General features: G+C 44.8%; 20 protein-coding genes and 1 pseudogene. 12 read left to right on the top strand and 9 right to left on the bottom strand.

All coding sequences use genetic code 11. The features are described from left to right. Positions 1-25: 25 nt before the first annotated feature. A complete protein-coding gene (gene epmA, locus AB4138_RS16085) occupies positions 26-997 on the bottom strand; it encodes an elongation factor P--(R)-beta-lysine ligase (protein ID WP_102332661.1) in 972 nt (323 codons plus the stop codon). Positions 998-1,448: 451 nt separating this feature from the next. Here epmA and frdA point away from each other — a divergent pair, with 451 nt between their 5' ends. The 4 genes from frdA to frdD are packed head-to-tail and all read left to right on the top strand — an operon-like array spanning position 1,449 to position 4,838. Next, a complete protein-coding gene (gene frdA, locus AB4138_RS16080) occupies positions 1,449-3,290 on the top strand; it encodes a fumarate reductase (quinol) flavoprotein subunit (RefSeq protein ID WP_136974793.1) in 1,842 nt (613 codons plus the stop codon). Further along, complete coding sequence (locus AB4138_RS16075; protein ID WP_009847917.1) at positions 3,290-4,054, top strand: succinate dehydrogenase/fumarate reductase iron-sulfur subunit; 765 nt, start codon at positions 3,290-3,292, stop codon at positions 4,052-4,054. Before frdA ends, AB4138_RS16075 begins: the two co-directional genes overlap by 1 nt. A 1-nt stretch (position 4,055) precedes the next feature. Next, on the top strand, positions 4,056-4,439 hold the full coding sequence (frdC, locus tag AB4138_RS16070; protein WP_017061300.1) for a fumarate reductase subunit FrdC: 384 nt from the start codon (positions 4,056-4,058) through the stop codon (positions 4,437-4,439). 12 nt (positions 4,440-4,451) lie between these two features. Beyond that, positions 4,452-4,838, top strand: a complete 387-nt coding sequence (gene frdD, locus AB4138_RS16065) for a fumarate reductase subunit FrdD (protein WP_017063167.1) — start codon at positions 4,452-4,454, stop codon at positions 4,836-4,838. A gap of 280 nt (positions 4,839-5,118) precedes the next feature. On the opposite strand, the gene efp is transcribed toward frdD, so the two are convergent. Further along, the gene (gene efp / locus AB4138_RS16060) at positions 5,119-5,685 is read right to left on the bottom strand and encodes an elongation factor P (protein WP_017067165.1); all 567 of its coding nucleotides are present in this window, start codon (positions 5,683-5,685) and stop codon (positions 5,119-5,121) included. 33 nt (positions 5,686-5,718) lie between these two features. Here efp and epmB point away from each other — a divergent pair, with 33 nt between their 5' ends. The 3 genes from epmB to AB4138_RS16045 all read left to right on the top strand — a co-directional run bounded on the left by epmB (position 5,719) and on the right by AB4138_RS16045 (position 7,894). Continuing rightward, positions 5,719-6,741 (top strand): EF-P beta-lysylation protein EpmB, encoded by a 1,023-nt coding sequence (gene epmB / locus AB4138_RS16055; protein WP_372306811.1) that lies wholly within the window; start codon positions 5,719-5,721, stop codon positions 6,739-6,741. A gap of 13 nt (positions 6,742-6,754) precedes the next feature. After that, positions 6,755-7,300: a prepilin-type N-terminal cleavage/methylation domain-containing protein gene (locus tag AB4138_RS16050; protein ID WP_372306808.1), complete on the top strand. Its 546-nt coding sequence runs from the start codon at positions 6,755-6,757 to the stop codon at positions 7,298-7,300. A gap of 105 nt (positions 7,301-7,405) precedes the next feature. Further along, the gene (locus AB4138_RS16045; protein WP_004733333.1) at positions 7,406-7,894 is read left to right on the top strand and encodes an MgtC/SapB family protein; all 489 of its coding nucleotides are present in this window, start codon (positions 7,406-7,408) and stop codon (positions 7,892-7,894) included. Positions 7,895-7,959: 65 nt separating this feature from the next. Here the strand turns inward: AB4138_RS16045 and AB4138_RS16040 are convergent, their stop codons facing one another. Together AB4138_RS16040 and AB4138_RS16035 are read right to left on the bottom strand one after the other, a co-directional pair. Then, a complete protein-coding gene (locus AB4138_RS16040; protein WP_372306806.1) occupies positions 7,960-9,438 on the bottom strand; it encodes a diguanylate cyclase in 1,479 nt (492 codons plus the stop codon). A 192-nt stretch (positions 9,439-9,630) separates the two neighbouring features. Next, on the bottom strand, positions 9,631-10,188 hold the full coding sequence (locus tag AB4138_RS16035; protein ID WP_048607780.1) for a VC2662 family protein: 558 nt from the start codon (positions 10,186-10,188) through the stop codon (positions 9,631-9,633). 441 nt (positions 10,189-10,629) lie between these two features. Between AB4138_RS16035 and AB4138_RS16030 the strand changes: the two genes are divergently transcribed. Continuing rightward, the gene (locus tag AB4138_RS16030) at positions 10,630-13,050 is read left to right on the top strand and encodes an ATP-binding protein (RefSeq protein WP_372074578.1); all 2,421 of its coding nucleotides are present in this window, start codon (positions 10,630-10,632) and stop codon (positions 13,048-13,050) included. A 152-nt stretch (positions 13,051-13,202) separates the two neighbouring features. Here AB4138_RS16030 and groL read toward each other — a convergent pair whose 3' ends face one another. Next, complete coding sequence (gene groL, locus AB4138_RS16025) at positions 13,203-14,849, bottom strand: chaperonin GroEL (protein WP_017061290.1); 1,647 nt, start codon at positions 14,847-14,849, stop codon at positions 13,203-13,205. 206 nt (positions 14,850-15,055) lie between these two features. Continuing rightward, on the bottom strand, positions 15,056-15,346 hold the full coding sequence (locus tag AB4138_RS16020; RefSeq protein WP_010433998.1) for a co-chaperone GroES: 291 nt from the start codon (positions 15,344-15,346) through the stop codon (positions 15,056-15,058). Between the two features lie 218 nt (positions 15,347-15,564). Between AB4138_RS16020 and AB4138_RS16015 the strand changes: the two genes are divergently transcribed. The 3 genes and pseudogenes from AB4138_RS16015 (at position 15,565) to AB4138_RS16005 (ending at position 17,921) form a co-directional block, all read left to right on the top strand. After that, positions 15,565-16,914 (top strand): MATE family efflux transporter, encoded by a 1,350-nt coding sequence (locus AB4138_RS16015; RefSeq protein ID WP_372306803.1) that lies wholly within the window; start codon positions 15,565-15,567, stop codon positions 16,912-16,914. A gap of 141 nt (positions 16,915-17,055) precedes the next feature. Further along, positions 17,056-17,541, top strand: coding sequence for a methylated-DNA--[protein]-cysteine S-methyltransferase (locus AB4138_RS16010; protein ID WP_017063159.1), 486 nt, complete (start codon positions 17,056-17,058; stop codon positions 17,539-17,541). A gap of 108 nt (positions 17,542-17,649) precedes the next feature. Then, positions 17,650-17,921: pseudogene (locus tag AB4138_RS16005) on the top strand (type II toxin-antitoxin system Phd/YefM family antitoxin). A gap of 15 nt (positions 17,922-17,936) precedes the next feature. Here the strand turns inward: AB4138_RS16005 and AB4138_RS16000 are convergent. The 3 genes from AB4138_RS16000 to gpmM form a co-directional block, all read right to left on the bottom strand. Beyond that, the gene (locus AB4138_RS16000; RefSeq protein ID WP_017063157.1) at positions 17,937-18,260 is read right to left on the bottom strand and encodes a nucleotidyltransferase family protein; all 324 of its coding nucleotides are present in this window, start codon (positions 18,258-18,260) and stop codon (positions 17,937-17,939) included. After that, a complete protein-coding gene (locus AB4138_RS15995) occupies positions 18,250-18,696 on the bottom strand; it encodes an HI0074 family nucleotidyltransferase substrate-binding subunit (protein ID WP_017093683.1) in 447 nt (148 codons plus the stop codon). The genes AB4138_RS16000 and AB4138_RS15995 overlap by 11 nt, the downstream gene beginning before the upstream one ends. A 350-nt stretch (positions 18,697-19,046) precedes the next feature. Next, complete coding sequence (gpmM, locus tag AB4138_RS15990) at positions 19,047-20,579, bottom strand: 2,3-bisphosphoglycerate-independent phosphoglycerate mutase (protein ID WP_372281783.1); 1,533 nt, start codon at positions 20,577-20,579, stop codon at positions 19,047-19,049. Between the two features lie 321 nt (positions 20,580-20,900). On the opposite strand from gpmM, the gene AB4138_RS15985 reads away from it, so the two are divergent. Next, on the top strand, positions 20,901-21,902 hold the full coding sequence (locus tag AB4138_RS15985) for a sugar transferase (RefSeq protein ID WP_102385663.1): 1,002 nt from the start codon (positions 20,901-20,903) through the stop codon (positions 21,900-21,902). Positions 21,903-22,013 lie beyond the last annotated feature (111 nt).

The following is a 22,013-nucleotide window of genomic DNA, read 5'->3' as shown; positions in this document are numbered from 1 at the left end:
TCTCAGTAAAAACAAAAGCAAAAAGTTAAGAACGTGGGAAAGGAAAAGCCGTCACGTCATCGATGTGGTCATAACCTAACGCCAGCATGATCAGACGGTCGATACCTAACGCAACACCCGCACAGTCTGGTAAGCCCGCTTTTAACGCCTCAATCAAATGATGGTCAATCGGTTGAGGCGATAAGCCCATCTCAATACGTTTGGCATTGTCATCTTCAAAGCGCTTGAGCTGCTCTTGTGGCTTATCTAATTCATGGAAGCCGTTTGCCAATTCAATCCCTTTAAAGTACACCTCAAAGCGATCCGCCACTCGCGGGTCCTCAGGATTAATCTTAGCCAATGCCGCTTGTGAAGCCGGAAAGTCATAAACAAACGCAGGGACTTGTTGCCCTATTTTGGCTTCAACCCCAATACTAAACAGCAACTGCAGCAAGGTATCACGATCTTCTTCAGGGTCAGCTATATCGCTGAGCCCAAGTTTTGCTGCGGCTTGCTTTAGCGTAGCCATCGAATCTTCCAGGGGACACACACCTAACACGTCAATAAAGGCTTGTTGGTAAGTCATTCGCTCTGCTGAGCCCGATTTAAGTACCTGCTGTAACAGCAAATCCATTTCATCCATCAAGTCATGATGATCAAAGCCAACGCGATACCACTCCAACATAGTGAACTCAGGGTTGTGATAACGGCCATTTTCTTCGTTACGGAAAGACTTACAAATTTGGTAAATACAGCCACTGCCCGCCGCTAATAGACGTTTCATATGAAACTCAGGGCTAGTCATAAAGAACAGTGGCTGACCGTGTGCATAACCCGGCCCTACGAATTCAGTTTTGAAAGTATGCAAATGCACGTCCGTCACCGTGGCGTGGCTCATCGCAGGCGTATCCACTTCCATCACGTTTCGCTCAGCAAAGAACTGACGAATTTGATTAAGGATATCAGCACGTTGCTTTAACTGTTTAATGGTTGCGGCCGGTTGCCATGTAGAGTGCATTATTGAGTTCCATATTACTGAATTCTAGGCGACGAAAATTACCACCTTTCATCGCTTTTGTAAGCTTCTATCTTTCTATTCGTGAAAGCAAAATGTTGTTTTAATGAAGCCAGAAAATTACGTTCTACAATACAATTATCAATACAGATTTCACATCAACATTGATAACAAAAATCATACTCAACAAGCCGTTAACACCCACCCTGTGGGTTAAACGTTATCAACAATTCATTGCCGTGATTGCAGTCACATAACCTATAATTTCTATGCCTCCATATGCATTACCGACCTAAAAACCCAAATGCATCAACTTTTCGAATACCTTCCTCTCTTACACTGAACCTACCACTTAAGGCTTAGGGGCGCTAAATGGTTCCTACGATTTAGAACCTCCTAAATAGGCTTTTTATAATAACAAGCGGAATACTCCGCATCACACTGGAGAATAACTGTGAAGACAATTACCACAGATATCGCAGTCATCGGCGCAGGCGGCGCTGGTCTTCGTACAGCTATTGCTGCGGCTGAAGCTAATCCTGAACTGGAAGTAGCACTGATTTCTAAAGTTTACCCAATGCGTTCGCACACGGTGGCAGCAGAAGGCGGTTCAGCAGCGGTAATTAAAGACGAAGATAGCCTAGATAACCACTTCAACGATACTGTTGGCGGTGGCGACTGGCTATGTGAACAGGATGTTGTTGAATACTTTGTTGAAAACTCGACTCGCGAAATGATCCAAATGGAACAATGGGGCTGCCCATGGAGTCGTAAAGAAAACGGTGAAGTAAACGTACGCCGATTCGGCGGTATGAAGGTAGAGAGAACGTGGTTCGCAGCGGATAAAACCGGCTTCCACATGCTTCATACTCTGTTCCAGACTTCGATGAAGTACGACACAATCAAACGATTTGATGAGTACTTTGTGGTGGACCTTCTCGTAGAAAACCAGAGCGGCGTTGAAGATGGCGAAGTACAAGGCCTAATCGCGATTCACATGTCTGAAGGTGAGCTTGTTACCATCAAAGCAAAATCTGTTGTTCTAGCAACCGGTGGCGCAGGTCGTGTTTACCACTGTAATACCAACGGCGGCATCGTAACTGGCGACGGTATGGCAATGGCTTATCGCCACGGTGTACCACTGCGTGATATGGAGTTCGTTCAATACCACCCAACAGGCCTACCGGGCACTGGCATCTTGATGACCGAAGGTTGTCGTGGTGAAGGCGGTATCATCGTCAACAAGAACGGCTACCGTTACCTGCAAGATTACGGCATGGGCCCTGAAACTCCAGTGGGCGAGCCGAAAAACAAATACATGGAACTGGGTCCTCGTGACAAAGTTTCTCAAGCATTCTGGCACGAGCAGCAGAAAGGCAACACCATCAAGCACCCACTTGGTGATGTCGTGCACCTTGACCTTCGCCACCTTGGTGAAGAGTACCTGCAAGAGCGTCTACCGTTCATCTGTGAGCTAGCAAAAGCGTACGTAAACGTAGACCCAGCAAAAGAGCCAATCCCAATTCGTCCAACCGTTCACTACACCATGGGTGGTATTGAAACTAACGGTACCTGTGAAACTCGTATTAAAGGCCTATTCGCCGTTGGTGAATGTGCTTCAGTTGGCCTACACGGTGCAAACCGCCTAGGTTCTAACTCTCTGGCTGAGTTCGTGGTATTTGGCCGCGTTGCTGGTGAAGAAGCGGTGAAACGCGCTGCTGAATTCAAAGGCTGGAACGAAGAGTCTATCGCTAAGCAAGTGAAAGCGGTTGAAGAGCGCATCGCAGGTCTACTAAACCAAGAAGGCGACGAGAACTGGGCTGACATCCGTACTGAAATGGGTCACACCATGGAAGCGGGTTGTGGTATCTACCGTCAAGAAGACTTGATGCAAAAGACCATCGACAAACTCACTGAACTGAAAGCTCGCTACAAGAAGATCAGCATTAAAGACAAAGGCAAAGTGTTCAACACTGACCTACTTTACGCTATCGAGGTGGGTTACGGCCTTGAAGTTGCAGAAGCGATGGTCCACTCAGCGATTCTTCGTAAAGAGTCTCGCGGTGCACACCAACGTCTAGACGACAACTGCACAGAACGTGATGACGTGAACTTCCTGAAACACTCTCTATCTTTCTACAACGAAGATGCAGCACCAACCATCGACTACAGCGGCGTTAAGATCACCAAATCTCAACCTAAAGCTCGTCTGTACGGTGAAGCTGCAGAGAAAGCCGCTGCCGCTGAAAAAGCAGCAGAAGAGAATGCGAAGAAGAGCGAAGAGGAGCAAGCATAATGTCAGCGAATCGAATCCAAAAAATTGAAATCCTGCGTTATGACCCTGAGCACGATGCAGAACCTCACTTTCAAACCTTTGAAGTTCCGTTTGATGAAACCATGTCGGTACTTGATGCGATTGGTTACATCAAAGATAACCTAGATAAAGACCTGTCTTACCGTTGGTCTTGTCGTATGGCGATTTGTGGTTCTTGCGGCATCATGGTTGATGGCGTGCCAAAACTGGCGTGTAAGAGCTTCTTACGTGATTACCCGAATGGCTTCAAGATTGAGCCTTTGGCTAACTTCCCAATCGAAAAAGATTTGATTGTCGACATGACGCCGTTCATCGAGCGCCTTGAAGCGATCAAACCTTACATCATTGGTAACGACCGTAAGCCAGAAGACGGCACGAACATCCAAACTCCAGAGCAAATGGCGAAATACAAGCAGTTCGCTGGCTGCATCAACTGTGGTTTGTGTTACGCAGCATGTCCTCAGTTTGGTCTAAACCCTGAGTTCATCGGCCCTGCGGCACTTGCTCTTGCTCACCGCTACAACCTAGATAGCCGTGACAATGGTAAAGCTGAACGTATGAAGCTTATCAATGGCGACAATGGCGCTTGGGGCTGTACGTTTGTAGGTTACTGTTCTGACGTATGTCCGAAGAAAGTAGACCCAGCGGCTGCAGTAAACCAAGGTAAAGTTGAGTCTTCAATGGACTTCGTTATTTCGATGTTCAAGCCAGACGGATCGCAAGTAAAAACAGCAGAGGAGGCATAATATGAGCAATCGTAAGCCTTATGTTCGTGAGATGAAGAGAACGTGGTGGAGCAACCATCCGTTCTACCGCTTCTACATGCTACGTGAAGCGACTGTACTGCCTTTGATTCTATTCACTCTGTTCCTAACCTTCGGTTTGGGTGCACTAGTGAAAGGCCCTGAAGCTTGGGCTGGTTGGTTGAGCTTTATGGCTAACCCTATCGTTGTTGGTATCAACATCGTGGCACTGCTAGGCAGCTTGCTGCACGCTCAAACCTTCTTCAGCATGATGCCTCAAGTGATGCCAATCCGTCTTAAAGGCAAATTGGTTGATAAAAAAATCATCGTACTGACCCAGTGGGCAGCGGTGGCTTTTATTTCTTTAATCGTTCTTGTTGTGGTGTAAGGAGCTTTCGTTATGAACACAAATTACAAAGTAAAACCTGTTAACCACAACCCACAACGCTCTGATGAGCCAATCTGGTGGGGCCTATTTGGCGCTGGCGGTACTTGGTTTGCGATGATCACACCAATCACGGTTCTAGTGTTAGGTATCTTAGTGCCAATGGGCATCATCGATGCGGACGCAATGAGCTACGAGCGTGTGTCTGAATTCGCCACCAGCATTATCGGTGCGCTATTCATCATCGGTACGCTAGCACTGCCAATGTGGCACGCAATGCACCGTCTTCACCACGGCATGCACGACCTTAAGTTCCATGTCGGTGTTGCGGGTAAAGTTGGCTGCTACTTCGTTGCAGGCCTAATCAGCGCGTTATCTGTTATTTTCATCTTTATGATCTAAAAGCAGATACGGGATTCGAGTAATCGAGTATCGAAGAGCTTAAGAGCAGAAAACAAAAGCAGAGCTAGGTTATCCAGCTCTGCTTTTTTGTTATTTGTTGAATATCTTATCTCTCTGACTCGGCTCTGATCTTCCTGCTTTTCGTATCTCGCATCTCGTTCACACATATCTGCTCTTCCAGCTCTTTGTATCTCGCATCCCGCATCTCGTTTACGCGAATCTGATCTTGGGATACAAAAAAAGGCCGCCTAAGCGACCTTTTTCAGATACTTGAAGTCAATTACTTCACACGACCAACGTATTCGCCAGTACGAGTATCAACTTTAACAACTTCACCGATAGCGATGAATAGAGGTACGCGAACTACCGCGCCTGTTGCTAGAGTTGCAGGCTTACCGCCAGTACCTTGTGTGTCGCCCTTAAGGCCAGGATCGGTTTCTGTTACTGCGATCTCAACAAAGTTTGGTGGAGTTACTGTGATAGGGTTATCATTCCACAACGTTAGAGTACATACGTCGTTTTCAACTAACCATTTAGAAGTCTCGCCTACTGCTTTTGCATCAGCAGCGATTTGCTCGAATGTTTCGTTGTTCATGAAGTGGTAGAATTCGCCATCGCTGTATAGGTAGCCTAGTTCAACGTCTACAACGTCCGCTAGTTCTACTGTATCGCCTGACTTAAATGTTTTCTCTAACACTTTGCCTGACAGCAGTTTACGAAGTTTAACACGGTTAAACGCTTGGCCTTTACCTGGCTTAACGTATTCATTTTCGATAATTGAGCAAGGCTCGTTATCCATCATGAATTTTAAACCGCCTTTGAATTCATTGGTGCTTACTGACGCCATGATTTTCTCTTCCACATCTTTGAGTTAATTTCAATGCCGCATATCATAACCCGAAAAGTCGAATCTGTTGAGCAAAACTGGCTCAAACAACTATCGAATGCGATCTCTGACCCGACAAAACTGCTTGAGGCATTGGAAATAGACCCAACACCATGGCAAGCAGGCTTCGCTGCTCGTGAGTTATTTGCACTTCGGGTACCTCTTAGCTTTGTCGAACGAATGGAAAAAGGCAACCCACACGATCCATTGCTACGACAAATTTTACCGCTAAGCGAAGAGTTTGAGGTACACCAAGGCTATTCCGCCGATCCTTTGGAAGAGCAAGACAACGCCATTCCCGGGCTACTGCATAAATACAAAAACCGCGCACTGATGATTGTAAAAGGGGGGTGCGCTGTAAACTGCCGCTACTGCTTCCGTCGTCACTTCCCTTACCAAGATAACAAGGGCTCGAAGTCTGTTTGGCAAACCAGCCTCGACTATGTGGCTGCTCACCCAGAGATCAACGAAGTTATCTTATCGGGTGGCGACCCTTTGATGGCCAAAGACAGCGAACTCGAATGGCTTATCCATGCTATCGAACAGATCCCGCATGTAAAAACCGTTCGAATTCATAGCCGATTACCGGTTGTGATTCCCGCTCGAGTAACGGATGAACTATGCCAATTGTTAGCTCAAACTCGCCTTAATGTGGTGATGGTGAGCCATATTAACCATGCCAACGAAATTAACTTAGAGCTCAAACAAGCTTTCCACAAGCTTAAGTTAAGTGGTGCTACTCTGCTCAACCAAGGCGTGATGCTTAAAGGCGTAAACAACAGCGCTAACTCATTGAAAGAATTAAGCGAAAAGCTATTCGACGCCGGTATTTTACCTTACTATATGCATGTACTTGATAAGGTTCAGGGCGCAGCGCACTTCTATATTTCAGATGAAGAGGCGAAGCATCACTTTAAAGGATTAATCTCTGAGGTTTCTGGCTACCTAGTACCTAAGTTAACCCGTGAGATTGGCGGACGCAGCAGCAAGACACCGCTCGACCTACACATTGAATAGAGAAGTTGTATCAATGAAACACAATACCTCAGTTGCTCCACCAGCAACCACATCTCAACCAGCGCTTAGGTTCAGCTCAAGAGGTTTCACCATCATCGAGCTGGTCGTGGTGATCGTGATTCTAGGTATTGTGTCGGTCACTGCAGCTTCTAAGTTCCTCAACCTTCAAAGCGATGCTCGTATCTCGACATTAAACGGCCTTAAAGGCGGAATGGAGGGCGCAAGTGCTATGCTTTATGGTAAGACATCAGCATTGGGCTTAGATAAAGCAGCTAGCGCATCGATTAACGTTGAGGGTGACAATATCTCAGTGGTCTATGGTTATCCTGCAGCGATGAACGATCAAACTTGGTCACAGCTCATCGAATCAACCTTTCTAGATGCTGTTTGGGATACGGGTCGAGCTGACTGGTTCTTTACCAACACAGATGCAAATGATGGCATTATTCTTTATGCGCCTTCTAGCCGAAAAAATCAGGCAGATAACTGTTATCTTGAGTACCAAGAAGCGACGGAGACCACGACACCAGTCTTCACCTTAACAACAGACGGCTGCTAGGTTTTAAGTAATCTTTATCAATCGTTAAGACAAAAAGTTTTTGTTCGATCGTCCGGTCTATTATTAGCATACTCGGCTCTATTCTAAATTTTTAGGAGGGGTGATATGTCACAATTTATAGAACAAACTCTCAACCTTGCCCCCTTTAGCTGGGCAGGCCTCGCTGCATGCATGCTGTGTGGTTCTTTAATCGGAATCGAAAGGCAAACACGCGGTAAACCCGTCGGAATCCGAACGTCGATTCTGATCATCAGTGGTACCTATTTCTTCCTCACCATGGCGATCAGCCTATCCCCCAACACACTCGATCAAGCTCGTGTGCTTGGTCAGATAATTACGGGTGTTGGATTTCTTGGGGCAGGGGTCATGATGACACTGGATGGCAAGATTCATGGCGTGACTTCAGCCGCAATTATCTGGGTACTCGCAGCATTAGGTATGATGATCGCACTAGGGCATCTTTCCCAATCGGTCATTATCACGCTAATGGCGCTAGTGATTCTGCTTGGTGTCGATAAAGTGGAAAACAGCTTCCAGAGCCTGCGTCGTGGTGTGCATCAGAAGTGGATGAGAAAAGGCCGCGTGAAGAAGTAACCTCAACCTGAAACAGACATTAAAAAGGCCTAGTCACACGACTAGGCCTTTGTGTATCCAACTAATTAATACACCTGAATACACACCTGGTTCTTACCTGCAGCCTTTGCCTTATAGAGCTGCTCATCAGACGAACGAATACTCTGGTTTTCCCACAAGTGCCCTACGCTGTCGAACTTATACAAAGAGTAAAGCGTCGCGCCACCAGACACTGAGATACTAATCTTGTCACCTGTTGGGCATCGATAACTTTGCAGGCTAATATCATTTTGAATTCGCTCAAAGATCGACGAAAGCAACTCAGAAGATTCACCCGTGAGCGCGACAACAAACTCTTCGCCACCAAACCGTGCCACGATATCTTGCTGTCTAACGCTATTCAGCATCACCTGAGCAACATGGCAAATCACCTCGTCCCCCACTTTATGGCCATGCTGATCATTAACGACTTTGAAATCATCAATATCAAACACGCCAACACCAATAATCGGATCCTCATCCAGCGCCAGCAAGCGAGCTTCAAAGCCACGTCGATTCAGTAAGCCCGTTAGTGGGTCGCGCATTGCAAGATCATTTAGACGCTGGTGCTCTTGTCTTGTATAGAAGCGCCATAGCCATAAAACCGAGAGCAAGTACAAAACCAACAGTATCGAAAGCTGAATCTTCTCCATCTCTAAGACATGCAGAAAGTGCTCGCTCTTATCTTCTTCAATACTCAGATATAGCTGGGTGTCAATGTCATCAACGTACAGAGGCTTGGAATAGGAAAAATCCATAAACCCATATTTGTTTGCGCCTCTCGTACTGGTGACTTTGTAGCCATGGGTAGGATTCGATACTAGGTTAGAGACATAGCCATCGACACCCAATATCCCTTTAAACTCACCATTGACGTAGATTCCTTTGGTTAAGGTCACCACTTTCTGACCTGTCAGGTAGTCATCATATTGGCCGGTATACACCACTTGGTCTTGCCCTTGAGCTAAGCCAAAGCGAATCGTGTTCACCCAATAAGGCCTGCTATTCACAACCGAATCAAAGGTGTCGCCCTTAATGTAACTGGCAAAATCAGAAGGCGAAGAGATAATGAATTTCTCTTTTGAAATGAAATAAATCGCAGAGATGGTATCAATGGTATTGGCAAAATAAGCCATGGTCGGCGCGATGAACAGGCGCTTACCCGCTTCGGTATAAAGGTCCGATTCCGGGTTGCACATCTCGCGAGGGCCAGAGAACATAAAATCAAAACGAGGGGCATGTTGCTCCTCACTGGTGAAGTAACACGTCTCACCCTCGATCTTTTTGTCATGCGAGAATACGTAGGTATCCCCATGCAGTGGATAAAGCGCAGTGATGTTGTACTCAAGCGCATTTATGATCTGTGTGAGCTCCGCTAAAGAGCGTGTTACGCCTTGGTTTTCCATTCCATACTGTTTATCTGATTCTTCCGCTGAATCAACGAGCAACAAGCTCAAAACTACTAAAAAACTGGCGGTCAGGCCTAAGAAAGCCTTTTTAAAATCGACGGTATGGTGGTTAATCAAAGCATATAAATCATCATTAGGAATTTATCGCACATTGTACTCATAAGTAAAAATACTGCAATAGAAAATATAAAACAATATGCTTATCTATTTTGGAGGGGCGTTTGGATATCTATAAGAAAATGTTGAGTTGCAATAACGCCTAAGTCAGATGCACTTAGGCGTTATGAATCACTATAGTAACACTAAGCCTTACTTAGCAAAGTTTACAATCGGGAAGCACGGGAAGAAACCGTTGTCAGCACAGTTGATCAGACCAACTTGTACGCCTTCGATTTTGTTGGTTTTGTTGAAGATACCAACCTGAACCGTAGACACTTCTGAAAGGTTCGCAGCGCCAACATCAACCATAGTGTTACCTTCTGAGTAGTTGACGAAACTCACGTTCGCGCCTTTCACATCATTAGTAATGTTCACAGCACCAAGGTTAACACCCGTTGTTTTACCCGTGTTCCAGTTGAAGAAACCTAGAGATGCACCGGTCATTTCTTGGTTCACTTTTGATGCACCAAAAATACCAAGGTTCACACCTGTGGTCGTTTGCGTCTCAGACATACCAACAACAGCAAGATCAAGACCTTTAAGGTCGTTCACTTGTCCGTGAAGTAAAGCCAAGCGCACACCGCCAACAGCGTCTGAGTCAGGTGCGTTGAAGCCATTGATCGTTGAAAACATAACAGGCGAAGAAGCAAATGCCGCCGGTGCCATTACTGCTGCAGACACAGCAAGTACTGAAAGTAGTTTTTTCATTGGGGAGTCTCCACTGACTTATTGTTCACTTGATTAATCCATTTTTAATCAAGCATTTATTGTCCTTTATTCAACAGCTAGCCATGTTAAATCAATGTAATAACTGTACTGTTGAATATAAGCCGCTAAATCATAAAGAGCAATGGTTAAGAGCAGATGCGGGATTCGAGTGAACGAGATGCGAAAAGCAAAAAAAACAGAGACCGAAACCTCCGCTCTAACGCTTATTATTCCAAACAAAAATCTAGGCGAGAAAATCAACATGTTTCACAAGCTTATAGCCCACACACTTATTGCCGCATCTAAAGCGATGTCATCCTAAAAAATTTATTGATAAAAGCTCAACAGACCTCAGGTATTCAAAAACTAATGTTCGTAAAATTCTGAAAATAAACTAAATTCTAATATAGGAATAGAACGATATGAAACAGTGGGAATAGCATGGTTAAGGAACCTACGAATAAACAGACCATTAAAGCGATTATTTCGCGTGGTTTTTTGGCTATCGTGTTATTTTTAGGCCTCTATATCTATGTTAGCCATGCTCTGAAGAACAAAGAGCAGGACATGATTAATCTCCAGCTCAGTCTTTCTGAAGCTTATAGCGTTATGCTCTCTGTCAGACGACAAGAGCAGCAGTTTGTTTCCACAAGGCAACCAGAGATTCAAGAACAACTCAATATAAAGCGAAGTCAGCTGATCGAAAAGCTGGCTGAGATCGATGGGAAAATCGTACGAAGCGACCTCAATATTTCTTTTAATTATGCCAAAGTTGTCGAGTATCTCGACGAGTACCACACCGCCTTTACATTATTAGCCCTTGAGTTAGTCAGCATACATGGCAAGAGGGACCAAATTGGGCTCATTGAGAAACTAAAAAATGCAGCGTTGACACTTGAGCGCTTCGTACATGAATCCAATAATGTGCAGCTTGAAGAATTGACTTTAGAAACACAAGATCTCATGTATCAGTTCTTTACCGATTTTGATCAGACAACATTAGATAAGATTGTCGATTCATTGTTCAAAATCCAAGATGAAATAGAACAGAATTCCCGAACGATCAGTGCATTAGCTTCGTTTAATAATTTTAAACGCCACTTTTGGCGATTGCAGCGAGGGTTAAAGAGTGTCGGGTACAGCTCTGATAGCGGCCTCAAAGGAGAACTCACCAGCAGTATTTATCATGTTGAAGATGAGCTCAACTTACTTTTCACCGAAACACCCAAGCAGATCGCAGAGAGCCTGACGCAGATAAAGTCGTACAGCTACTTATCGACAGCCGCATTAGGAGGGGTGACGTTACTGGTGCTGCTTTATGTTGTGTGGCGTGCCAGTCAACTTGAAACTCAATTGATTGTTTCACAAGAGAAAGCACGACAAGCAAACCGCGCAAAAAGTGCCTTTCTTGCCAATATGTCTCATGAGATACGGACACCGCTTAATGGCGTGATTGGTATGTCAGAAATACTGGCAGAAACCAAACTATCCGCAGAACAGAAAGACTGCCTTGGGACTATCTATACCTCTTCTCAAACCTTACTTATGTTGATCAACGATGTTCTCGATCTGTCCAAAATTGAATCGGGTAAACTGGAAATTAATCCACATACGACAGACTTAAGAGAGCTGCTGTTTGATAGCGTGACTCTGATTTCTTCTAAAGCTTATCAAAAGCAGATTAAGTTGGAAGTTGAAATTGATGGCGAGCTCCCAGAGTACATTCATGTTGATGGGAATAAAATTCGCCAAGTGTTGATGAATTTAGCCTCAAATGCGATCAAATTTACAGAACAAGGCTCTATCGTATTCACCGCTAAACGGCTTCCATCATTGGAAACAGAGTGTGTGGTCGAGTTTTCTGTTCGAGATACGGGTATTGGTATCGCAGCAGACCAACAAGAGCACATTTTCAAAGCGTTTTGCCAAGAAGATACCAACATCACCTCCAATATTGCGGGGACCGGATTAGGGCTTAGTATTTCGTCACGTATGGTGGAAATGATGGGAGGCTCGATAAACGTTGAGTCAGAGAAAGACGTGGGCAGTTGCTTTCATTTCCAATTAACCGTAGTGCCATCAGATCATTCTGAACATAAAAATCGTAAACAAACCGTTGTCTATTATTCAGATGCGCCATCGAAACTTTTACTCGATGACTTGTTCCGCCTTGGTTACTCACCACAACTAAAATCAATCGAAACAAACTTAGCGGCAACTGACCTCCCAGAGATCGCTTTGATGGAAGATATTAACCAAGCCAAAACACTGCATCGCTTAGCACCAGAGGTGAAAATCATCATAGTGAAAGATAATCTTAGTGATCCTATGAGTGAGTGTCATTTTATCTCAGGCTATGTGACTCTTCCTATGCTCGGTTCCCGCTTAAGTAGCATGTTGAACTCCGTGCTTGAAAGGTCACAGCCACAACCCCCTCAACATCAACCTGAGCCGATAGAAGCGACTGTACGTCAAAAAGTCCTCGTAGTTGAAGATAACCGCGTAAACCAGAAGGTGGTATGTATCAATTTAGATAAGTTAGGGATTGAATATTGGGTTGCCAATGATGGACAAGAAGCGATTGATTTATATAAAGGGCATCATCAAGACATCGGCCTTATCTTGATGGACTGCATGATGCCGAATGTAGATGGCTTTGAGGCAACAGAGCGAATCAGGCGCTATGAAGAAAACCTGCAACTTCAGGCAACACATATCCTCGCTTTAACGGCATCCGTGCTCGATGATGATATTAAACGTTGCTTCGAGTGTGGAATGAACGATTATCTTCCAAAACCATTTAAGCGTGACATGATGCTGCAAAAAATTGATGAACAACAGTTTACGCACAAGGCAGGCTGACCAAGGAGCTTTGGAAAAAAGAGTGATGGTGAAGCTGAGATACAGATACGGGATGCGAATAAATAAGACTTAAGAGCAAAAAAACGGAGACCGAAGTCTCCGTTTTCTAAAGCTTATGTGTGACTTTCTCTGCTATAGAGAAAGGGGGATGATTACATCATGCCGCCCATGCCACCCATACCGCCCATGCCACCCATATCAGGCATTGCAGGGCCAGAATCTTGTGGCTTATCAGTGATCATCGCTTCTGTTGTGATCATAAGACCAGCAACTGACGCTGCGAACTGAAGTGCAGAGCGAGTTACCTTAGTTGGATCTAGGATACCCATTGCAATCATGTCGCCGTATTCGCCAGTCGCCGCGTTGTAACCGTAGTTACCTTCGCCAGCACGAACGTTGTTAGCAACAACAGATTCTTCATCACCTGCGTTCTTAGTGATTTGACGGATAGGCGCTTCCATTGCACGTAGTGCAACACGGATACCGACGTTTTGCTCTTCGTTGTCGCCTTCAAGGCCAGCAACTTTAGATGCAGCGCGGATAAGTGCAACACCACCACCAGCAACCACACCTTCTTCAACGGCAGCGCGAGTTGCGTGAAGTGCATCTTCAACGCGGTCTTTCTTCTCTTTCATCTCAACTTCAGTTGCAGCGCCTACTTTGATTACTGCAACACCGCCAGCTAGCTTAGCTACGCGCTCTTGAAGTTTCTCTTTGTCGTAGTCAGACGTTGCATCTTCGATTTGTTGACGGATTTGAGAAACACGACCTTGGATCATTGTTTCTTCGCCCGCGCCATCGATGATGGTTGAGTTTTCTTTAGTGATAGTTACACGCTTAGCTTGACCTAGGTCTTCTAGCGTTACTTTCTCTAGGTCTAGGCCGATCTCTTCAGAGATAACCGTACCGCCCGTTAGGATAGCGATATCTTGTAGCATAGACTTACGACGGTCACCGAAACCAGGCGCTTTAACAGCAGCCACTTTAACGATGCCACGCATGTTGTTCACAACTAGAGTTGCAAGCGCTTCGCCTTCTACATCTTCAGCGATGATAAGAAGTGGACGAGATGCCTTAGCAACTGCTTCTAGAGTCGGAAGAAGTTCACGGATGTTTGAAACTTTCTTGTCGATAAGAAGAATGAATGGGCTTTCTAGATCAACAGAACCCGCTTCTTGGTTGTTGATGAAGTAAGGAGATAGGTAACCACGGTCGAACTGCATACCTTCAACTACGTCTAGCTCGTCTTGTAGAGCCTGACCTTCTTCAACCGTGATTACGCCATCACGACCTACTTTTTCCATCGCTTCAGCAATGATGTTACCTACTGTCGAATCAGAGTTCGCAGAGATAGTACCTACTTGCGCGATAGCTTTTGTATCTGCGCATGGAACAGAAAGGCCTTTTAGCTCTTCAACTGCAGCGATAACTGCTTTGTCGATACCGCGCTTAAGATCCATTGGATTCATGCCAGCAGCAACGGCTTTTAAGCCTTCAGTGATGATTGCTTGAGCAAGAACTGTTGCTGTAGTCGTACCGTCGCCCGCCGCGTCATTCGCTTGCGAAGCCACTTCTTTAACCATTTGCGCGCCCATGTTTTGGAACTTGTCTTCAAGTTCGATTTCACGTGCAACTGAAACACCATCTTTAGTGATCGTTGGTGCGCCAAATGATTTGTCTAGAACAACGTTACGGCCTTTAGGACCTAGCGTTACTTTTACTGCGTCAGCCAGAACGTTTACACCTTCTAGCATTTTAATACGTGCGTCATTACCAAATTTAACGTCTTTAGCAGCCATCTTAATTTCCTTTCAAATTCTTTGTTTCGGGGCGTCTCAGCGTTATCGCGTCATTCTGAACAGTGAGGGACGAACGTGATTCAGAATCTACTCAAATCGCACTCTGTTTAGATTCCAGATAATTCGTTCCTCATTTCTGGAATGACGATATGAATCATCCAATACTGGCTCTGATAACTTTTACTGAGAGTTAAATGAAAAATAGATTACTCGACGATCGCCATGATGTCGTTTTCAGACATAATCAGAACTTCTTTGCCGTCGATTTTTTCAGTTTTCGTGCCGTAACCTTCAGCAAAGATAACGGTATCGCCAACTTTTACGTCCAACGGTTGCACTGAACCGTTTTCTAGAATGCGGCCTTTGCCGACAGCTAGAATGATACCGCGAGTCGATTTTTCTGCGGCAGAACCAGTTAGAACGATGCCACCAGCAGATTTAGATTCAACTTCTTGGCGCTCAACGATAACTCGGTCATGTAGAGGACGGATATTCATCGGTCTTATCTCCTGATAATTTCCATTTAAATTTTGATAGTTGCCACGATTAGCGTGGGTCAAACAATATGTTGGGGGCGATGTGAAAGATCCCAAGGGGGGAACGAAAAAATTGTGAGCTAAAGTGCAGATTCTCACCCCTCATCTTTCCCTGCTTTTCGTTTACTCGTATCCCGCATCTGTTTATCCTACGCTTTTGGTTTCTATCGGCGTTTTGCATGCAAGATAAGCACGGGCTATTAACTGCCCCAATTGAGAGTACATTGCGTACCATGACCATACCGACCATATTCGGTATGGTGGCGATCTTGATGTTTAACCTGGTTGATACCTTCTTTATCTCACTACTTGGCACCCAAGCCTTAGCCGCGGTGAGTTTTACCTTTCCAGTCACCTTTGCCATCAACTGCATCACCATGGGGATTGGTATTGGCTTATCGACATGTATCGGTCGATTGCTTGGCCAAGGCAGCGCACAAAATGCAGCACGCTTTACCTGTCATGGCTTATTGCTGGCTCTGCTTCTGGTCGGCTGCGCGTCTACATTAGGTATTATCGCCTTAGAACCTATGTTTACCCTGCTAGGAGCAAAGCAAGAGTTGTTGCCGCTGATATCGGAATACATGTCGGTGTGGTATCTCGCGATCCCATTTTTGGTCATCCCCATGGCAGGCAACAGCGCGATTCGAGCGACCGGTGATACGAAAACACCCGCCAAGATCATGCTACTGGCTGGCCTTATCAATGGCGTTTTAGATCCGCTACTTATCTTCGGGTATGGGCCTTTCCCTGAACTGGGGATTCAAGGCGCTGCGATTGCCAGTGGTTTCAGTTGGTTTGGTGCTTTGTGTGGCTCACTCTACGTATTGATGGTGCGAGAAAAACTGCTTGCGCCGCCTAAGCTGACAAACATCGTCAGTGACTGGCGACAGATCTTAAAAATAGGCACCCCAGCGGCTTTGTCTAACGCTCTGAACCCACTTGCCGGCGCTATCATCATGATGATGCTGGCCAAACAAGGGACTGAAGCCGTGGCGGCGTATGGCGCAGCGCAACGTATCGAGTCCATTCTTATCATTGTGTTGATGTCTCTTACTTCGGCGCTTACGCCTTTCATGGCGCAGAACTTTGGCGCAAACAACCCACAACGCAGTTTTAAGGCACTGTTTCTGAGTATGCGTTTTGCTGTGATGTTCCAAGGTTTGATTTTCTTAATGATGGTGCCGTTGAGCATTCCTTTGGCTGCCCTGTTCTCTCAAGAAGAATCCGTCCGAGGCATATTGTGGCATTACCTGTTAGTCGTGCCCTTTAGCTATGGATTCCAAGGCATTGTGATGATGCTGATCAGTGGGATGAATGCCATGCATCAACCACTCAAAGCCTTTCAATGGAGCTTCATGCGTTTGTTTGTCTTTACCTTGCCATTCGCTTGGATAGGCAGCCAAATTGATGGTGTCGAAGGGCTGTTTATAGGCTTAGCCTTGGGGAACATTGTCGGCGGTATTTCAGGGTACTTGTTTGCGCTTCGTGTAAGGGGTAAAGCAGATGCGGGATACGAAAAGATATAAGAGCAGATACGGGATGCGAAAAGATATAAGAGCAGATACGAGATGCGAGTAACTGGGATGCGAAAAGATTTAAGAGCTTAAGAGCAGTTACGAGATTCGAAGAGCTTGAGAGCAGAAAAAGACTAAAAAAAGGAAGATGACATGGAAGACACCACTTACAAAATGTTCTATGACGCACCAATTGGCAAGATGATCATTGTTAGCAATGGTGTGTCGCTTATTGAAATTGACCATGTAAATCACGAAGAGCTAATGATTAGCAATCCAGATGACCTTTGCCAACTGGCAGCGAAACAGTTAGATGAGTACTTCGCAGGTCATCGAATAGAATTCGATTTGCCATTAAGAGCGATAAAAGGCACTGACTTTCAAAAAGTAGCTTGGCAAGCTTTAACAACCATTCCTTATGGCGAAACCATCAGTTACGGTGAACAAGCGAAAATAATGGATAACCCAAAAGCAGTAAGAGCTGTGGGTGGTGCAAATGGCAAGAACCCATTTAGTATTGTTGTGCCTTGCCATAGAGTCATCGGCGCGAATGGAACATTAACCGGCTACACCGGCGGTATGAATCGCAAAGAGTGGTTGTTAGATTTTGAGCGTTCGATCTTAAATAAAAAGAAGTAAACCTTATCTCACTAGATCAATAATATAAAATTTCGCCATCAGGAAGCTTCGCTGTCATCAGACTAAATATAGTCTACATTTAAACCTCCACATTAAGAGATGATGATAATGTCCACTGAAACGATAAGTTACTTAAAAAAGCACGCGGCTAACCCGATTTATCTGAGCCTATGACCATTACTCAAAATGGTAAGCCCGCTTATACGATTGAATCTTATGAAGATCGAAAGCGTAGAGATGGAACTATAGCGCTAATGAAACTATTATCGTTTTCTATTGATGATAAAAAACATGACCGAGTCAATTCAGGTACTCAGATTCGAGATAAACTGGCAAAACGTAAACAATCGGTTCAAGAATCAACATCACCGTTACGCTGATAATAATACGTTCGGTTACTTTAGTTTAATCCCATAAGTGTCAATATGGGCAAGTAACTCACTTGATGTAATTCTATGCTTAACGAGCAAGTCAACCTTGAATGGAAGCGACGACTGTTCTAAACGATCTTGCAAGCCTGCGACGACACTTAACGAAATCCCATGCCCCTCGATAACAATATCGATGTCGGAGTTATCTTTATAAGTTCCAAGGGCTCTAGAACCGAATACCCAGGCATGAATGACTGCGGCATGACTCAAAACAATATCCTCAATCAACTGATACTGATGAGGCTTAAGGCCGACCGAGTCTGGTTTAACCAAATAACTATCGATCACATTTAACCTCTTGTTCGCATTGACCCTCTTGATCACATTTAAGCTTTAAATAGAGTGTGACTTGCCCTATCACTGGTGAAAATGACTCTAAGATCAGTGACTGAGCTTCAAGGACATTTTCCTCATCATAGGTGTGGGACAATAAATTTCGTTTTATGAGTGCTTCAAGCATAATCTCACACTGCTCCGAAGACAGGTGCTTAGCTTCTAAGGCCGTACGAAAAACGCTCCTCGGCGAAGCCACATCAAACCCTTCAAACTCAAGTAAGTCTTTAAGGGTCTTCCATGTCAGTTCGAAAGAAAATTCAAAAGTTTGTACTAACCCAGCGAGCTCTAACTCATTGTAGCTATCTTGTGAGCACGCTCTCTCAAGCCTTTGCTGCGCTTTCATTAAGTTTTGCAGTCGTTGCTTCCAACGGTCTGGGTTTGAGTTCATATAAACAGCCTAAATATAAGGTAAAAGACAAGTATAGTATGAGCCTTAAGCTACCTAATCATTCAAGAAATGTCACTCTTTCGATATTCATCAAGACTGTTCTTTTCGTCTTTTGTTTAAGGTCGTGCCCTTATGTTCTCCCCTGCATGTTTTTCTTACCCAATACCTGTCCTTAAGCTCTTCGCTACTCGTTTACCCGTATCTCACATCACGCATCCGTTCTTAAGCTCTTCTCATCTCGCTTACTCGTATCTCACATCTATAAAAAAGCCCGCACTTTGAAGTGCGGGCTTTCAAAATCGTTAAAGCTCAACGTGAGCCGCTGAGCCAAACAACTATTTAACTACTGACTATTTAACGATCACATCGCCTGACATTTCAGCCGGGATTGCGATACCAGACAGAGAAAGCATCGTTGGTGCTAAGTCAGACAGTTTACCGCCCTCTTTGAACTCAACGTCTTTGTTACCTACGTAGATAAGCGGCACTGGCAAGTTAGTATGTGCAGTGTGGATGCCACCCGTTTCTGGGTTAACCATCATTTCTGCGTTACCGTGGTCTGCGGTGATAAGCAGTTGGCCGTCAGCTTCTTTGATTGCTTCAACCACTTTACCAAGACATTCGTCTAGCGACTCTACGGCTTTAACTGCTGCATCGTAAACGCCAGTGTGGCCAACCATGTCACAGTTAGGGAAGTTACAAACGATAGCGTCGTATTTACCGCCTTTGATTGCGGCAACAAGCTTTTCAGTTAGCTCTGGCGCGCTCATTTCTGGCTGTAGGTCGTACGTTGCTACTTTTGGAGAAGCAACAAGTTGACGCTCTTCGCCTTCGAACTCGTCTTCGATACCGCCATTGAAGAAGAACGTCACGTGTGCGTATTTCTCTGTTTCAGAGATACGTAGCTGCGTCTTACCTTCCTTCGATAGCCATTCACCGTAAGTGTTCTCTAGAGAAGCCGGTGGGAATGCACATAGAAGTGGAATGTCTGCCGCGTATTGAGTCAGCATTACGAAATCGATCGCTGGGAATACGTTACGAGCAAAACCGTCGAAATCAGGAACGAATGCACGTGTAATTTCACGAGCACGGTCGGCACGGTAGTTCATGAAGATAACTGCATCGCCATCTACGATAGCGGCAGACTCTTCGCCTTCTGCTTTGATTTCAGTCGCTTTTACAAACTCATCGTTTTCATCACGAGCGTAAGCCGCTTCTAGGCCAGCAACCGCTGTATCAAACGTGAATTCTGCTTTTGCTTGAGTCAGCAGGTCGTAAGATTCTTGAACGCGATCCCAGTTGTTATCACGGTCCATTGCGTAGTAACGACCAATAAGCGAAGCCACACGGCCTTTACCTAGCTTAGCGAACAACGCTTGGAAACGTGCCAGTGTGTTTTCTGCGCTACGTGGCGGCGTATCACGGCCGTCTAGGAATGCGTGTAGGTAGATTTTCTCTGCGCCACGTTCTGCTGCCATTTCAACAGCTGCGTAGATGTGATCTTCATGAGAGTGAACGCCACCTGGAGACATAAGGCCCATGATGTGAACCGCTTTCTCAGCTTTCACCGCTTTATCGATAGCGTTCACTAGCGTTTCAGTTTGGCCGAACTCACCATCTGAAATTGACTTAGTGATACGAGTAAGATCTTGGTATACCACGCGACCCGCACCAATGTTGGTGTGACCCACTTCAGAGTTACCCATTTGGCCATCAGGTAGGCCTACATCTAAGCCAGAAGCCGAGATTAGCGTGTTAGGTTGGTTAGCAATAAGACCGTCTAATACTGGTGTCTTAGCGTTCGCGATAGCGTTGTCTTGGTTGTCTTCACGGTAACCGTAACCGTCAAGGATCACTAGAGCCATTGGCTTCTTAGCTGACATAGGACTGACCTCGTTCAATTCAAAATAAATCGGTATAAAAACAAATTAGCGTAATTTTACTACAGTTTACAGTCAAAACTGTAGTGGAAGATCAAGAAAGGGCGCAGGTAGGATGATCGAATGTGAAAAAAAGCGTCATTTTGTGTTTAAGGCTTAATAATCTCTTTATATGACACTGGTTGAAGCTGATGAGTAGATCATAATCAACAGCATGTACATTAAAGCACTTTTAACGTAAGATGCACGCAATTGAAAAGTCGCTATTGATGTGTATACAACTTCGGCTAAATATCCCTTAAACAATTATAAAGCAAACTTATAATGAAAAACTCAGTTGCTCTAAAACAGGCTCACCCATCAGAACTTTCCGATACAACCGTTGAGGCAGAGTCAGATCACCAGGCTCTACAAACCCTATCATCAGAAAGTAAATCGACACTCCACATATACGCACCCGAATCGTGTTTAGATACCCTTCGTTCTGTTTTAGCTCGACATGACATTAAACACGACATAAACAATTACTCAATAAGAGACTTTAAAGGTGAAACTTTATGTCACTTTAGAAGTATGGAACTAAGTGAAGAACACCGTGCTTTTTTGATCGGTGCAACAGAGCTTGGTGCTTGGGTCGAGCCGTTAGCTAGCTACTTTGATAGAACGCTTGGTTATACGGAAACGGAACTGCTCCACAGCGGGTACTTTCTGCACCAAAAAGCCTTTTCAATTCTGTCAAACAAAAGAAATGTTAATGAAAAGCGCTTTATAGACCTACTGTTCGTTTTCATGATCGGTTTGATTGCGATTCCTATCGGGCTTTTAACTGCTGCATTAATCAAACTTGAATCACCAGGCCCAGTCTTTTTTAAACAACGACGAACTGGCCAATACAATCAAGAATTTGAAGTGATCAAGTTCCGTTCAATGCGCAACGACGCAGAAAAGAATGGCGCTCAGTGGGCAACGAAGAATGATGCTCGAGTAACTAAAGTCGGTAACTTTATTCGCAAGACACGTATTGATGAACTGCCACAGTTGATCAACGTATATAAAGGTGAGATGTCGATGGTAGGCCCACGTCCTGAACGTGAGGTGTTTATTGAGGATCTAGAAAAAGAGATTCCATACTACCGTTTTCGCCATGCAGTAAAACCCGGAGTAACAGGTTTAGCTCAAGTAAAATATCCGTACGGCGCCTCTGTTGAAGACGCGGTTTGGAAGCATAAATTTGATATTTACTACATCAAACACCAGAACTGGCGTATGGAATTGAAGATTCTCTTCTTAACCGTTAAGACCGTTGTTTTTGGAATGGGTAGATAAGTTGTTTAGCAGTAAATCAAATATATAAGCCTCCGATAGTGGAGGCTTTTTTTCCAAAGTAGTAATCTCAAAACTAACCATTGCTGTCTAAAAATAAACTATTCGAATACG

This window comes from Vibrio sp. 10N.286.52.C3, from assembly GCF_041468865.1.
GTDB lineage: Bacteria > Pseudomonadota > Gammaproteobacteria > Enterobacterales > Vibrionaceae > Vibrio > Vibrio crassostreae_C.
This window is presented reverse-complemented; position numbering and strand designations above follow the sequence as displayed.

Coding starts and splice junctions, on each gene's coding strand:
- epmA (WP_102332661.1), bottom strand. CDS start 997: ATGCACTCTACATGGCAACCGGCCGCAACCATTAAACAGTTAAAGCAA.
- AB4138_RS16075 (WP_009847917.1), top strand. CDS start 3,290: ATGTCAGCGAATCGAATCCAAAAAATTGAAATCCTGCGTTATGACCCT.
- frdC (WP_017061300.1), top strand. CDS start 4,056: ATGAGCAATCGTAAGCCTTATGTTCGTGAGATGAAGAGAACGTGGTGG.
- frdD (WP_017063167.1), top strand. CDS start 4,452: ATGAACACAAATTACAAAGTAAAACCTGTTAACCACAACCCACAACGC.
- efp (WP_017067165.1), bottom strand. CDS start 5,685: ATGGCGTCAGTAAGCACCAATGAATTCAAAGGCGGTTTAAAATTCATG.
- epmB (WP_372306811.1), top strand. CDS start 5,719: ATGCCGCATATCATAACCCGAAAAGTCGAATCTGTTGAGCAAAACTGG.
- AB4138_RS16050 (WP_372306808.1), top strand. CDS start 6,755: ATGAAACACAATACCTCAGTTGCTCCACCAGCAACCACATCTCAACCA.
- AB4138_RS16045 (WP_004733333.1), top strand. CDS start 7,406: ATGTCACAATTTATAGAACAAACTCTCAACCTTGCCCCCTTTAGCTGG.
- AB4138_RS16035 (WP_048607780.1), bottom strand. CDS start 10,188: ATGAAAAAACTACTTTCAGTACTTGCTGTGTCTGCAGCAGTAATGGCA.
- AB4138_RS16030 (WP_372074578.1), top strand. CDS start 10,630: ATGGTTAAGGAACCTACGAATAAACAGACCATTAAAGCGATTATTTCG.
- groL (WP_017061290.1), bottom strand. CDS start 14,849: ATGGCTGCTAAAGACGTTAAATTTGGTAATGACGCACGTATTAAAATG.
- AB4138_RS16020 (WP_010433998.1), bottom strand. CDS start 15,346: ATGAATATCCGTCCTCTACATGACCGAGTTATCGTTGAGCGCCAAGAA.
- AB4138_RS16015 (WP_372306803.1), top strand. CDS start 15,565: ATGCAAGATAAGCACGGGCTATTAACTGCCCCAATTGAGAGTACATTG.
- AB4138_RS16010 (WP_017063159.1), top strand. CDS start 17,056: ATGGAAGACACCACTTACAAAATGTTCTATGACGCACCAATTGGCAAG.
- AB4138_RS15995 (WP_017093683.1), bottom strand. CDS start 18,696: ATGAACTCAAACCCAGACCGTTGGAAGCAACGACTGCAAAACTTAATG.
- gpmM (WP_372281783.1), bottom strand. CDS start 20,579: ATGTCAGCTAAGAAGCCAATGGCTCTAGTGATCCTTGACGGTTACGGT.
- AB4138_RS15985 (WP_102385663.1), top strand. CDS start 20,901: ATGAAAAACTCAGTTGCTCTAAAACAGGCTCACCCATCAGAACTTTCC.